Source organism: Pseudomonas sp. RL_105y_Pfl2_101, from assembly GCF_963970585.1.
Classification (GTDB): Bacteria; Pseudomonadota; Gammaproteobacteria; order Pseudomonadales; family Pseudomonadaceae; genus Aquipseudomonas.
In genome coordinates this window covers 188,325-200,733 of record NZ_CAXAPG010000006.1, presented here as the reverse complement: position 1 = coordinate 200,733, position 12,409 = coordinate 188,325, and the positions used below count along the sequence as shown (strand labels likewise).

Annotated in this window: 12 protein-coding genes; 5 read left to right on the top strand and 7 right to left on the bottom strand. The window is 61.1% G+C overall.

Features of this window, described 5'->3' with window-relative positions:
- Positions 1-40: 40 nt before the first annotated feature.
- Entirely contained in the window at positions 41-715 is a 675-nt protein-coding gene (locus tag AACY31_RS10115; RefSeq protein ID WP_339475187.1) for a DNA-3-methyladenine glycosylase I, read from the bottom strand.
- A gap of 39 nt (positions 716-754) precedes the next feature.
- Positions 755-1,579, bottom strand: coding sequence for a tRNA 2-thiocytidine(32) synthetase TtcA (gene ttcA, locus AACY31_RS10110; RefSeq protein WP_339475190.1), 825 nt, complete (start codon positions 1,577-1,579; stop codon positions 755-757).
- Positions 1,580-1,992: 413 nt separating this feature from the next.
- Here ttcA and AACY31_RS10105 point away from each other — a divergent pair, with 413 nt between their 5' ends.
- Complete coding sequence (locus tag AACY31_RS10105; RefSeq protein ID WP_214509565.1) at positions 1,993-2,595, top strand: Yip1 family protein; 603 nt, start codon at positions 1,993-1,995, stop codon at positions 2,593-2,595.
- A gap of 174 nt (positions 2,596-2,769) precedes the next feature.
- Entirely contained in the window at positions 2,770-3,264 is a 495-nt protein-coding gene (locus tag AACY31_RS10100; RefSeq protein ID WP_003204703.1) for a SprT family zinc-dependent metalloprotease, read from the top strand.
- Between the two features lie 87 nt (positions 3,265-3,351).
- Here AACY31_RS10100 and AACY31_RS10095 read toward each other — a convergent pair whose 3' ends face one another.
- Entirely contained in the window at positions 3,352-4,530 is a 1,179-nt protein-coding gene (locus tag AACY31_RS10095) for a CaiB/BaiF CoA transferase family protein (protein ID WP_339475197.1), read from the bottom strand.
- Positions 4,531-4,848: 318 nt separating this feature from the next.
- On the bottom strand, positions 4,849-6,186 hold the full coding sequence (locus AACY31_RS10090) for a dicarboxylate/amino acid:cation symporter (RefSeq protein ID WP_339475199.1): 1,338 nt from the start codon (positions 6,184-6,186) through the stop codon (positions 4,849-4,851).
- A gap of 335 nt (positions 6,187-6,521) precedes the next feature.
- Here AACY31_RS10090 and AACY31_RS10085 point away from each other — a divergent pair, with 335 nt between their 5' ends.
- The gene (locus tag AACY31_RS10085) at positions 6,522-7,520 is read left to right on the top strand and encodes an AraC family transcriptional regulator (protein ID WP_339475202.1); all 999 of its coding nucleotides are present in this window, start codon (positions 6,522-6,524) and stop codon (positions 7,518-7,520) included.
- Between the two features lie 241 nt (positions 7,521-7,761).
- Here AACY31_RS10085 and AACY31_RS10080 read toward each other — a convergent pair whose 3' ends face one another.
- The 3 genes from AACY31_RS10080 to AACY31_RS10070 form a co-directional block, all read right to left on the bottom strand.
- Entirely contained in the window at positions 7,762-9,108 is a 1,347-nt protein-coding gene (locus tag AACY31_RS10080) for an ATP-binding protein (RefSeq protein ID WP_339491608.1), read from the bottom strand.
- Positions 9,105-9,782, bottom strand: coding sequence for a response regulator (locus tag AACY31_RS10075; RefSeq protein ID WP_339475206.1), 678 nt, complete (start codon positions 9,780-9,782; stop codon positions 9,105-9,107). Before AACY31_RS10075 ends, AACY31_RS10080 begins: the two co-directional genes overlap by 4 nt.
- 105 nt (positions 9,783-9,887) lie before the next feature.
- Positions 9,888-10,487, bottom strand: a complete 600-nt coding sequence (locus AACY31_RS10070; RefSeq protein ID WP_339475209.1) for a hypothetical protein — start codon at positions 10,485-10,487, stop codon at positions 9,888-9,890.
- 144 nt (positions 10,488-10,631) lie between these two features.
- On the opposite strand from AACY31_RS10070, the gene AACY31_RS10065 reads away from it, so the two are divergent.
- Both AACY31_RS10065 and AACY31_RS10060 read left to right on the top strand, forming a co-directional pair.
- Entirely contained in the window at positions 10,632-11,423 is a 792-nt protein-coding gene (locus AACY31_RS10065; RefSeq protein ID WP_339475212.1) for a dienelactone hydrolase family protein, read from the top strand.
- Positions 11,424-11,674: 251 nt separating this feature from the next.
- Positions 11,675-12,400 (top strand): 4'-phosphopantetheinyl transferase family protein, encoded by a 726-nt coding sequence (locus AACY31_RS10060; protein WP_339504380.1) that lies wholly within the window; start codon positions 11,675-11,677, stop codon positions 12,398-12,400.
- The last annotated feature ends 9 nt before the right edge of the window (positions 12,401-12,409 follow it).

Below are 12,409 nucleotides of genomic sequence, written 5' to 3'. Positions count from 1 at the left end.
TTGTGGGAGCGAGCCTGCTCGCGATGGGCGCGACGCGGTCTCAATGATTGACGGTATACGCCAGCATCATCGATATCTGGCTCATCGGCCGTGCGCCACTCTCTTCATGCCACTGGTTGAAGGCATTCTGCACCGTCGCCAGGTCCCGCAGGCTGGTGGGGACCTTGTCGATGATCTCCTGGGCATTGAGCGCGGCCACGACGTCATAACTGGGTACGAAGGTGTCCTTGCCCATCATCCGCAAGAAGCGCGGCGCCGACAGGCCGCCCAGTTGATGGCCGTGCTTTTTCAGGTAGGTCCACAGGCCGACGATGTCGGTCACCGGCCAATCGGCGACCAGCGCGCCGAAGCTGCCCTTTTCATGGGCCACGTCCAATATCAATTGCGCGTTGCGCGGCACGCTCTTGAGCTTGCCCAGGTGGCGAATGATCCGCGCGTCCTGCATCAACCGCTCCAAGTGCTCGGCGCTCATCAGCACGACTTTCTCCGGGTCGAACTTGAAGAACACCTCTTCGAAGGCCGGCCACTTGGCGTCCACCAGGCTGTGCTTGAGACCGGCGCGGAACACCCGCAGCGCCAGGGTCGAGAGGTAGCGGTCGTCGCTGATCTTACGCAGTTGCGCCGGGGTCTTGGGAACCGGCAGGTGGGCTTCCAGTTCAGCCGCCGAACCGAAGCGGTTCAGACAGTACTCGTGCAGCCACTTGTAATCGCGCATGCCCTCTCCTGGGGTCGAAAATGAAAACGGCTGGGAACGTCAGAGGTTCACCACGTTGACGAACCGTGGCGTGGCGTTTTCGTCGATGCGCAGGTTGGTGAAGTCGAACAGGTTGCGGTCCGCCAGTTGCGACGGAATGACGTTCTGCAAGCCGCGGAAAATACTCTCGGTACGGCCCGGGGTCTTGCGCTCCCAGTCCTGGAGCATCTCCTTGACCACTTGGCGCTGCAGGTTTTCCTGGGAGCCGCAGAGGTTGCAGGGGATGATCGGGAATTGCTTGAAATCCGAATAGGTCTGGATGTCTTTCTCGCTGCAATAGGCCAGCGGGCGGATCACCACGTTGCGCCCATCGTCGGCCCGCAGCTTGGGTGGCATGGCCTTGAGCGAGCCGTTGTAGAACATGTTCAGGAAGAAGGTCTCGACGATGTCGTCGCGATGGTGCCCCAGGGCCATTTTGGTTGCACCGATCTCGTCGGCGAAGGTGTAGAGCGTTCCGCGCCGCAGGCGCGAGCACAGCGAACAGGTGGTCTTGCCTTCGGGAATCAGTTCCTTGACCACCGAATAGGTGTCTTTCTCGACGATGTGATATGCCACGCCCAACGACTCGAGGTAGGCCGGCAGCACATGCTCGGGGAACCCGGGCTGCTTCTGGTCCATGTTCACCGCGACGATGTCGAACTTGATCGGCGCAACCTTCTGCAGATGCATCAACACATCGAGCAAGGTGTAACTGTCCTTACCACCGGACAGGCAGACCATGACCTTGTCGCCGTCCTCAATCATGTTGAAATCGGCGACCGCCTCACCGGCCTGGCGGCGCAGGCGCTTTTGCAGTTTGTTCTGGTTGACCGTAAGAGTGCCCATGACGCGAAATCCGTGAGGTGTGACGAAAGGTCGGCATTTTACGCAAAAACCGGCTTTCGGCGAAGGGTTGATGCACCCCTGTTGTGGTCAGGGATTGCGGGAGCAAAACTTGCTCGCGAAACAGACGCCTCGGTTTCTGAAAGACCGCATCGCTTCCATCGCGGGCAAGCCTTGCTCCCACAATCGCCTCGTCACAAGGTGATTTTTTTTCCAAGGGTTGTGTACAGACTCATCGGCGATTAACACCCTCGCCTACAGCGCGATTTGCTCTAAGCTCCCCATCCCCCTTGCGGTGACTCCTTTCTATACTGCGACATAAGGTCGCACACACTTACAGACCTTTACTTACCCGGCCATTTGGCCCGTAGGCGCTCCGTTGGGGGGCGATGGCAATAACAAAGGAGTGACTGACTATGATCCATCATGTCGTGGGGCTCTTTACCCACCCTGATCAAGAATGGAAAGAAATCCGTGGCGATCAGGAGGAAAGCATCAGCCACATGTACCTCACCCACACGCTGATCCTGGCGGCCATTCCCGCGATATCGGCGTTCATCGGCACCACGCAGGTGGGATGGGTCATCGGCAATCGTGCACCGGTTATGCTCACGCAGGAAAGTGCGCTATGGATGACCGTCATGTCGTACCTGGCCATGTTGGGCGGTGTCGCAGTGATGGGTGCCTTCATCCACTGGATGGCCCGCACCTATGACGCCAATCCGAGCCTGGCCCGTTGCGTTGCGTTCGCCACCTACACTGCGACACCGTTGTTCATCGGCGGCCTCGCGGCGCTCTACCCGCACATGTGGCTGGGGATGATCGTCGGCACGGCGGCGATCTGCTACACGGTCTACCTGCTGTATGTGGGTTTGCCAACATTCATGAACATTCCCCAGGACGAAGGTTTTCTGTTTTCCAGCTCGGTGCTCGCCGTCGGCCTGGTGGTGCTGGTGGCCATCATGGCGTTCACGGTCATCGTCTGGGGGCTGGGCGTCGGCCCGGTCTATACCAATTGAAGGATTGAAACGGTCCCGATAGCACCCTCCAATAAAAAAACAGGATCTGCCGACACAGGCCGCCGCAAGGCGGCCTTCCTGTGTTTGAGCCGCTCGAAATGACCACTGGGCGTCTGGACGATTCGCAACGGCCGACGCTTGCGGCATACTCGGGCTTCTGGAGACCCGTAAAGCATGCTCGAGCAACTCAATACCCGCGTCGAAGAGTGTTACCAACAAGCCGAATCCTTTTTCAAACGTCCTTTCAAACGCCCAGTGGTCAGCTTCAAATTGCGTGGCCAGAAGGCCGGTGTTGCGCACCTGCATGAGAATCTGCTGCGCTTCAATCCACAGTTGTACCGGGAAAACGCCGAAGACTTCCTCAAGCAAACCGTCGCCCATGAAGTCGCGCACCTGATCGCCCATCAACTGTTTGGCGAACGCATCCAGCCCCATGGCGAGGAATGGCAACTGATCATGCGCGGGGTGTACGAACTGCCGCCCAACCGCTGCCACACCTACGAAATCAAACGCCGCAGCGTGACCCGCTACATCTACAAATGCCCCTGCGACGGCAGCGACTTCCCGTTCTCGGCCCAGCGCCACAGCCTGGTGCGCCAGGGGCGGCGGTATTTGTGCCGTAGCTGTCGCAATACCTTGGTGTTCAGTGGGGAGACCAGGGTGGAGTAGCAGACTTTGTGGTGTCTGGGCCGGCCCCTTCGCGAGCAGGCTCGCTCCCACAGGGGATTTGCGTCGTACATGGATCCCTAAAGGGCACTACACAACCACCCCGGCATCACGCAATTGAGCAATCCGCTCAACACTAAACCCCAACTCCCCCAACACCTGGTCCGTATGCGCCCCCACCCCCGCGCCAATATGCCGAGGCTCGGGCAACCCTTCGGAAAATCTCAACGGACAAGCCATCTGCGCCTGGCTCGAACCATCGCCCCGGGGCACCTGTGTCACCAGCCCCCGAGCCTGTAACTGCGGATGCCCAACAGCTTCCTCCAGGCTCAGCACCGGCTCGACGCAGGCATCTATTCCTGCAAACAGGCTGCACAACTCGACAAAATCATGTTTTTCAAACTCGGCTTGCAGCGCCTGCTTAACGGCGTGTTGTTCAGGCTTGGGCGACAACCCCTGGGCCGCCAGTTCCGGCCGCCCCAAGGCCTCGCACAACGCCTGCATGAACGCCGGCTCCAGGCTGCCCACCGACATCCAGCGACCATCGCGGGTACGGTAATAGTCATAGAAGCTGCCGCCGTTTAGCATCTGGTTTTCCCAACCCGGCTCGACACCGCAGGCCAGATAACCGGCACCGGCCATGGCGTTGAGGCTGAACACACAGTCAGTCATGCTCACGTCCAGGTGCTGGCCTTGCCCGGTCTGCTGGCGGGCAATGACGGCCGCCAACAACCCGATTACCCCATGCAACGAACCACCAGCAATGTCCGCCGCCTGGATCCCCAGCGGCAACGGACCGCTGTCGGCACGGCCGGTGTGGCTGGCCAGTCCCGCCAGGGCCAGGTAATTGATGTCGTGACCGGCGCGGTCCTTGTAGGGCCCGGTCTGGCCGTAGCCGGTGATCGACACATAGATCAGCCGCGGATTGATCAACTTCAAGGCCTCGTACCCCAGGCCCAGTCGCTCCATCACGCCGGGACGGAACTGTTCCAGCAGGATGTCGTAGTCCTCCAGCAATTGCGTGACCACCGCCAACGCTTCCGGCTGCTTGAGGTCCAGGGCCAGGCTGCGTTTGTTGCGATTGAGGTAGGCGTGGCTGGCCGAGGTGCCCTGATCGTGAGGCGGCAATATCCGCAACAGGTCCTGACGGGTCGGCGACTCGATGCGCAGCACCTCGGCCCCCATGTCCGCCAACAACAGCGAGGCGAACGGGCCGGGCAGCAGGGTCGAAAAGTCCAGGACCTTGAGCGATGCCAGTGGACCTTGCATGGGCGATCTCCGGGGGGGTGATGGTGAAAGACTAGGCAGGGGCGGGTGATGGGGCAATTACCGCAGGTGTCACGGGGGATGACCATTGCGCTCAAGGCTGGCGCGACGCCTTTGTGGCGAGGGGAATTATCCCACTCTCTGTGGGAGCCAGGCTTGCCCGCGATGCAGGCGATGCGGTCTTTCAGGAGTCGAGACGCCTGTTTCGCGAGCAAGCTTTGCTCCCACAGCCCCGCGTCGCCACAAAGGAGTCGCGCCAGCCTTGAGAACCCGGGCCCATGAAAAAACCCGCCGAAGCGGGTTTTCATTGCAACCTGAGGCTTATTTCAGAGCAGCGGACGCCGAGATTTCGCCCATTGCGACCTGATCGTCTTCTTCACGGACGTCGGAGATACCACGGCCACCTGAAACCAGTTCGGTCTGCAACTGGTCTTCGTCCAGCTCCTTGACCCACTTGGCAACCACGATCGTGGCGACAGCGTTGCCCACCAGGTTGGTCAGGGCACGGGCTTCGGACATGAAGCGGTCGATACCCAGGATCAGTGCCAGGCCGGCCACCGGCAAGGTGCCCACGGCCGACAGGGTGGCCGCCAGTACGATGAAACCGCTACCGGTCACACCAGCAGCACCTTTGGACGACAGCAGCAGCACCAGCAGCAGGGTGATCTGGTGAGTCAGGTCCATTGGGGTGTCGGTGGCCTGGGCGATGAACACCGCGGCCATGGTCAGGTAGATCGAAGTACCGTCGAGGTTGAACGAGTAGCCAGTCGGGATCACCAGGCCTACGACCGACTTCTTGGCACCCAGGCGCTCCATCTTGATCAGCATGCGTGGCAGCGCCGATTCCGACGAGGAAGTGCCCAGCACGATCAGCAGTTCTTCACGGATGTAGCGGATCAGCTTGACGACGCTGAAGCCGTGGGCGCGGCAGATGGCACCCAGCACCACCAGCACGAACACCACGCAGGTGATGTAGAAGCAGATCATCAGCTGGCCCAGTTGCACCAGCGAACCGACCCCGTAGGCGCCGATGGTGAAGGCCATGGCACCGAAGGCACCGAGGGGGGCTAGCTTCATGATCATGTTGATGATGATGAACATCACGTGGGCGAAGCGATCGATGAAGTCCAGCACCGGCTTGCCGTAGGCACCCAAGCGATGCAGGGCAAAACCGAAGATCACCGAGAACATCAGCACTTGCAGGATGTCGCCATTGGCGAACGCGCCGACGATGGTGTTCGGGATCACGTTGAGGATGAAGGCAATGATGCTCTGGTCTTTACCAGCCGAGATGAAACCGGCGATCTTGCTGGTGTCCAGGGTCGACACATCGATGTGCATGCCGGCGCCCGGTTGCACGACGTTGACCACGACCAGGCCGATCAGCAGGGCGATGGTGGAAACAACTTCGAAATACAGCAGCGCGAAGCCGCCGGTCTTGCCGACCGACTTCATGTTCTGCATGCCGGCGATGCCGCTGACGACGGTACAGAAGATGATGGGGGCAATGACCATTTTGATCAGCTTGATGAACCCGTCACCGAATGGTTTGAGGGCAACACCGGTCTGCGGGTAGAAGTGGCCGAGCAAAATACCGATGGTAATGGCTACGATCACCTGGAAATACAGGGATTTGTACAGTGGCTGACGAGTCGTCATGGGCAAACCTTCCTCAAGAGTCCCGCATGACGACTTCCACCTGTCGTCCACGGCACCTCAATTGCGAACCCTCCTGCACTGGAGGGATTTGTTTTTTGTCGGCTGCACGCGGCAGACCTGGGTGCTCTATCGCAAGGCGCGTGCCATTTTCCAGCCCCTCCCCTACAAGCGTTATTGCAGAAGGGCCCTGGGTTTATTCACGGGTTAAACACGGGCATGGAATGTGGCGGATTTCCGCCCACAGGGAGTTTCTCACTCCGGGATTTGGCGGATATCCGCCTTGCCGAGCCCCAGCGCCCTGCTACCATCGCCCGCATAACGGACGGACTTCAGCCATGCGCCAACGCACGATCGCCAGCCACTTCGCCCGCGCCGCCCTGGGCGGCGCGCGTCGGCAAGGCTTCGACTATTTTCCTCTGCTGCAACAGCTGGGGATCAGCCCAGAGCTGTTGGATGAGCCGCGCGCGCGGATTGCGCCCGAGCAGTTCGCTCGCCTGTTGCAGGCGCTATGGCTGGCATTGGAGGACGAATACCTGGGATTCGGCAGGGCTGCGAGTAAACCCGGGACGTTTGCCATGATGTGTCACGCGGTGATCCACTGTCGGACTTTGGGCAAGGCCCTTCAACGCGGCTTGCTGTTCTACAGCCTGTTCCCCGACGCGCCGAGCCTGACGCTGGAGGCCGAAGGCGAGCGAGTGCGGCTGGTGCTGGACGATTCGACGCTGTGGGACCCGGATCACTTCCTGACTGAAAGCTTGCTGGTAGTCTGGCATCGCCTTGCCAGTTGGCTGATCGGCCAGCGGATCGGCCTGGAACAGGTGACCTTCGGCTACACCAAACCCGCCCACGGTGCCGAATACGACTTACTGTTTCCCTGTCCTCTGGTGTTCGAAGCGCGCAGCAGCAGTCTGTTGTTCCACAGCCGCTACCTGGACATGCCGCTGCTACAGGACGAACGCACCCTCAAGCATTTCCTCGAACGCTCCCCCGCCGACCTGCTGTCGCGCCCGGACGATGGTCACAGCCTGAGCAGCCAACTGCGCCGCCTGCTCAGCCGCGACACCGCCCGCTGGCCCGACCTGGACAACGTCGCCGGCCATTTGCACATCAGCCCGCAAACCCTGCGCCGGCATTTGCGTGAGGAAGGCACCAGCTTCCAGGAACTCAAGGATCAACTGCGGCGGGATATCGCCATCTACCACTTGGGGCGTGCGGACTTGTCGTTGCAACAGATCGCCGAGCAGTTGGGTTTCTCCGAACCGTCGGCGTTTCACCGGGCGTTCAAGAAGTGGACGGGGCTGACGCCGGGGGCTTATCGGGAGTTGGAGAACTGAGTGGTGACATCCAGTTTCTGCGGGGGTGCAGCCCCCTGTGGCGAGGGGATTTATCCCCGTTGGGCTGCGTTGTAGGAGCTGGCGGAGCCTGCGATCTTTTGACTTTTCGCTTGAAACTCTCCTCCACGTGTTTGGGGAAAGATCGCAGCCTCGTTGCACTCGACAGCTCCTACACAGCTCCTACAGGCCCAGCGGGAGCATCTCTGGTCACAGGGGCCCGCACACAGCGAAAATATTCCAGTCAAACCACCGGAAAATGAATCCGGAACGCCGCCCCGCCCAGCTCTGAATCCCCCAGGGTCAACTTGGCGCCGTAGCTATCGATGATGTCTTTGACCACGGCCAGCCCGATCCCCTGGCCCGGATGCTGGCGATCCAGTCGCTCGCCCCGCTGGAGAATCCGCGCACGTTGATCCGGTGGCACACCCGGCCCGTCGTCCTCGACACTCAACTGCGCGCCGCCGAGGGTCTGATGCACGCTGACGCGCACTTCGCCCAGGCACAGTCGATAGGCATTTTCCAGCAGGTTGCCGAGCATCTCCAGCAAAGCGCCCTGTTCGATCGGCACATGGCAGTGCTCCGGCAGATCGAAACGGACATTGACCCGCTTGTCGCGATAGACCTTGTCCAGGGTGTCACACAGGCTTTGCAGCACCGGGCGCAAACGTACCTGATGGCGCACCAGCCCGCTTTTGCGCAGGCTGGCGCGCTGCAACTGATAGCCGATCTGCTGGCTCATGCGCTCGATCTGGGATTGCAGCACCCAAGCCTGTCCACGGTCCTCGGGGCGCCGGGCGATGTCCTCGCTGACGCCCTGCAACACCGCCAGCGGGGTTTTCAAGCTGTGGGCCAGGTCATCGAGGGAGTCACGATAACGACTGCGCTGCTCCCGCTCGCTGTAGAGCAAGCGGTTGAGCGAGCCGGTCAGGCGCAGCAGTTCCCGGGGATGCTCAGTACTGAGGCTTTCCCGGGTCCCGCTTTCGATTTCGTCCAGCTCCTGACTCAGGCGCCGCAGGGCCCGAAGGCCCCAGGTCAGGCCGATCCACAACAGCGCCAGCAACACCGCCAGGGCCGCGCCAAAGCCCAGGTAGAGATTGTCCCGCAGCCCCTGCAGGGTCACTTCGTAGTCGCGCACCGGTTGCAGGGTGACGATGCTGAACGCCGCGCTCTGGCCGCCGAGCAGCTTGACCTCGACGTCATAGATAAAAAACTCCTGGCCGTTGTTCTCGCGAATGCGCGCGAACTGATTGCCCTGGCCGTCATAGCGTGGCGTGTAATTGATGTTCTCTTCCTGGGTGGCCTTCGAGCGCCACACCTGCCGCCCCTCGCGATCATAGATATAGCCCAGCAGGCGGGCATCGGCGAGGTTGAAGCGCTCATCGGGCAACTGCGTCGGCATCTTCAAGCGGTTGTTTTCCACTCGGGCGGCGGAAATCAACGTGGTCACGTCCGAGGCCAGGCGTTGCTCGATGGAGTCTTGCAACGCCAGGCTGAACGCGCCTTGCATGGCCGGCAACAAGGCCAGCATGAACAGCACCGCCAGGGTCATAGCGGCCAGCATCAACCGCAGGCGAAGCGAACGAATCACTGGCAGCGCTCGTTGAACAGGTAACCCATGCCACGCACGGTGTCGATGGGCTTGAAGCCGGCCGGGGCTTCCAGTTTACGGCGCAGGCGCCCGACCAGCACTTCGATGACATTGGGATCACGCTCGTCGTCATCGGGGTAAAGCTGCTCCATCAAACGGTCTTTGGCCACTACTTGCTGGTGATGACGCATGAGGTATTCGAGGATGCGGTACTCGTAGGCGGTCAACGCCAGCGGCTCCTCATCGAGAGACGCCTGCTTGCGGTTGAGGTCCAGCAGCAACGGACCGGCAACGATGGTCGATTGGGTGAAACCACTGGAGCGGCGCAACAAAGCGTTCAACCGGGCCTCCAGCTCTTCGAACTGAAACGGCTTGACCACGTAGTCGTCGGCACCGGCGGCCAAGCCTTCGACCTTGTCCTGCCAGTTGCCGCGGGCGGTGAGGATCAGGATCGGAAACGTCTTGTCCTGTGAACGCAGCCGGCGGATCAGTTCCAGCCCGCTGATGCCCGGCAGGCCCAGGTCGATCACCGCCAGGTCATGGTTGAATTCCCGGACCTGGTACAAGGCCTCTTCGGCGTTGGCCACGGCCTGCACCACATGGCCGCTGTCGGTGAGACGGGTTTGCAGGTGGTGACGCAACAGCGCTTCGTCTTCGACGACCAGTAACTTCATGGAGCCTCTCTCCGGGCAAATCAAACAATCCAGTGCCGCGCACCTCAACGAAAGGCGCCGGATCGTCTTCGACTGACCCGGCTGGATACGCTCACCGTCGACCGTTTAGAACGTGTAGTTGGCGGACAGGTACGTCTGGGCGCTGCTGGTCAGGTCCAGCGAACCAACCTTGCTGCCACCGTGCGTGCTCATCTCGGTGCTGGCGTTGCTGCGCAGGTAACGGTAACCCAGTTCAACCGAGGTGTTTTGTGTAATTTGTTGCAGGACGCCGCCCTGCAAGCCCACGGCGTAGCCGATGTCGCTGTCGCGGCTGAAGCCGGGGGAATTCTGGGTCAGCTTGGTCAGGCCCAGCGTGCCGCCACCGAACAGCTTGGTGCTGCTGGTGACCGGATAGAACACATCGTAGCTGCCCAGCAGGTTTTCCTGGCGCAGCTTGATGCCGTTGTGGGTGCCCGAGACGTTGTCATAGGTGGCGTAGTAGCGGCCCTGGTCGTTTTGCTTGCCCAGTCGCAGGCCATACGTGGCGTCCTTGCCGATGACGCCGTCGGCGTTCGGGTGGTTCAGGGCACTGTTCAAGGCGTCGGATTTGTTCACCTTGTCGCTGGTCTGGCCGAGGGTCAGGCTAGCGAAGTTGTCATCGGCCTGAGCCAGGGCGCTGGCGCCCAGCACGGTGAAAGCCAACAGCAGTTTTTTCATAGCAGGCATGGTCAAGTTCCTTTGCAGCGTTGATGTTTTGTGAAGTCGCCGTCACCTTACCCAGCGATCCCTGAACCCTCCTTGAACGTTCTCTGAACCTGCGCTGAATGAATCGGCTAATCTGTGCGGACCACTTTTATAAGGAGATCCGTCATGCGCAGGCTGCCTGCTGTTGTACTTCTGGCCATTAGCGGCATGAGCCACGCCGCCATCCAAACCCAGGAGCTCCCCTACACCAGTGCCGACGGCACCAAGCTGATCGGTTATTACGCGTATGACGACGCCGTCAAAGGCCCGCGCCCGGGTGTAGTGGTGGTGCATGAATGGTGGGGGTTGAACGATTACGCCAAGCGCCGCGCCCGGGATCTTGCGGGCCTGGGCTATAGCGCCCTGGCCATCGACATGTACGGCGACGGCAAGAACACCGAGCACCCCAACGACGCCATGGCCTTCATGCAGGCGGCACTCAAGGACGGCGCGGCGGCCAGTGCCCGCTTCCAGGCCGGTCTCGACCTGCTGAAGAAACAACCCCAGACCGATCCGGACAAACTCGCCGCCATCGGCTACTGCTTCGGCGGCAAGGTGGTCCTCGATGCCGCGCGCCAGGGTGTACCGCTGGCCGGCGTGGTGAGCTTCCACGGTGCGCTGGTGACCAACACCCCGGCAACGCCTGGCAGCGTCAAGGCCAAGGTGTTGGTCGAGCATGGCGCCCAGGACAGCATGGTCACCCAGGACAACGTCACCGCGTTCAAGAGTGAGATGGACAAGGTCGGCGCCGACTATGAATTCGTCAACCTCAAAGGTGCCAAGCACGGCTTCAGCAACCCCGATGCCGATCGCTTGAGCCACGGCGAGCATGGCGGGCCGGACATTGGCTACAACAAAGAGGCCGATGAGCAGTCGTGGGCGGATATGCAGAAGTTTTTCAAGAAAATCTTCGGCTGAAATAGCCCTGTGGCAGGGGGCTTTTGTTCTCGCTTGAGTACGTCACGCTCTGTAGGAGCTGGCGAAGCCTGCGATCTTTTGATCTTTCGCTTGGGAATCAAGCGTCTGGGGAAGGATCGCAGCCTCGTTGCACTCGACAGCTCCTACGCAGCGCTTAAAGAGCCCGGCGGGTGCAAGCGCCCTCGCCAACAGAACCGATCGGTTTTCTGCGCCACTACCCAGCCTCCAGCCAACCCGGCAAAATGCCTGGCATGAATACACTCCCTACCCTGCCCGCTTGCTGCACGCCTTTGGATGAACATTGGCTCTTACCCGATGCCCTGCCCAATACGGTGCTGCTGAGCACCCGCTTCGACCCGTTGTTGCTGGTGGGCGCCGACTTCCCCAACAGTGCCATCGTCCCCCCGGCGAGCATCCAGCGCTCGGTAGCCAAGCGCCAGGCAGAATTTCTGGCCGGACGGATCTGCGCCCGGGCGGCTTTGCAGCGGCTCGACGGCCTGGCCTGCGTGCCGGCCATCGGCGAAGACCGTGCCCCGGTGTGGCCGGCGCATGTCAGCGGTTCGATCACCCACAGCACGGGTCGGGCGGCAGCCATCGTCGCGAAAAAAGATCACTGGCAGGGGCTAGGCATGGACGTGGAAAACCTGCTCGACCCCGAGCGCGCCGAACGCCTGGCCGGTGAAATCCTCACCTCGCCAGAGTTGCAGCGCATGACCAAACTCGCGCGCGATGACCGGGCCCTGTTGGTGACCCTGACCTTTTCAGTGAAGGAAAGCCTGTTCAAGGCGCTGTACCCCATCGTCAGGCAGCGCTTTTATTTCGAGCATGCCGAGGTGCTGGATTGGACACACGATGGACAGGTGCGCCTGCGCCTGCTGTCTGACCTGTCGAGCGAGTGGCGCCATGGCAGTGAGCTGCAGGCGCAGTTTGGGGTAAAGGATGGGCAGCTATTGAGTCTGGTGGGGATCAGGGCCTGAGAGTTGTGC

Excerpts from the sequence above, each read along its gene's own strand:
- AACY31_RS10115 (WP_339475187.1), bottom strand. The coding sequence starts at position 715 with ATGCGCGATTACAAGTGGCTGCACGAGTACTGTCTGAACCGCTTCGGT.
- ttcA (WP_339475190.1), bottom strand. The coding sequence starts at position 1,579 with ATGGGCACTCTTACGGTCAACCAGAACAAACTGCAAAAGCGCCTGCGC.
- AACY31_RS10105 (WP_214509565.1), top strand. The coding sequence starts at position 1,993 with ATGATCCATCATGTCGTGGGGCTCTTTACCCACCCTGATCAAGAATGG.
- AACY31_RS10100 (WP_003204703.1), top strand. The coding sequence starts at position 2,770 with ATGCTCGAGCAACTCAATACCCGCGTCGAAGAGTGTTACCAACAAGCC.
- AACY31_RS10095 (WP_339475197.1), bottom strand. The coding sequence starts at position 4,530 with ATGCAAGGTCCACTGGCATCGCTCAAGGTCCTGGACTTTTCGACCCTG.
- AACY31_RS10090 (WP_339475199.1), bottom strand. The coding sequence starts at position 6,186 with ATGACGACTCGTCAGCCACTGTACAAATCCCTGTATTTCCAGGTGATC.
- AACY31_RS10085 (WP_339475202.1), top strand. The coding sequence starts at position 6,522 with ATGCGCCAACGCACGATCGCCAGCCACTTCGCCCGCGCCGCCCTGGGC.
- AACY31_RS10075 (WP_339475206.1), bottom strand. The coding sequence starts at position 9,782 with ATGAAGTTACTGGTCGTCGAAGACGAAGCGCTGTTGCGTCACCACCTG.
- AACY31_RS10070 (WP_339475209.1), bottom strand. The coding sequence starts at position 10,487 with ATGCCTGCTATGAAAAAACTGCTGTTGGCTTTCACCGTGCTGGGCGCC.
- AACY31_RS10065 (WP_339475212.1), top strand. The coding sequence starts at position 10,632 with ATGCGCAGGCTGCCTGCTGTTGTACTTCTGGCCATTAGCGGCATGAGC.
- AACY31_RS10060 (WP_339504380.1), top strand. The coding sequence starts at position 11,675 with ATGAATACACTCCCTACCCTGCCCGCTTGCTGCACGCCTTTGGATGAA.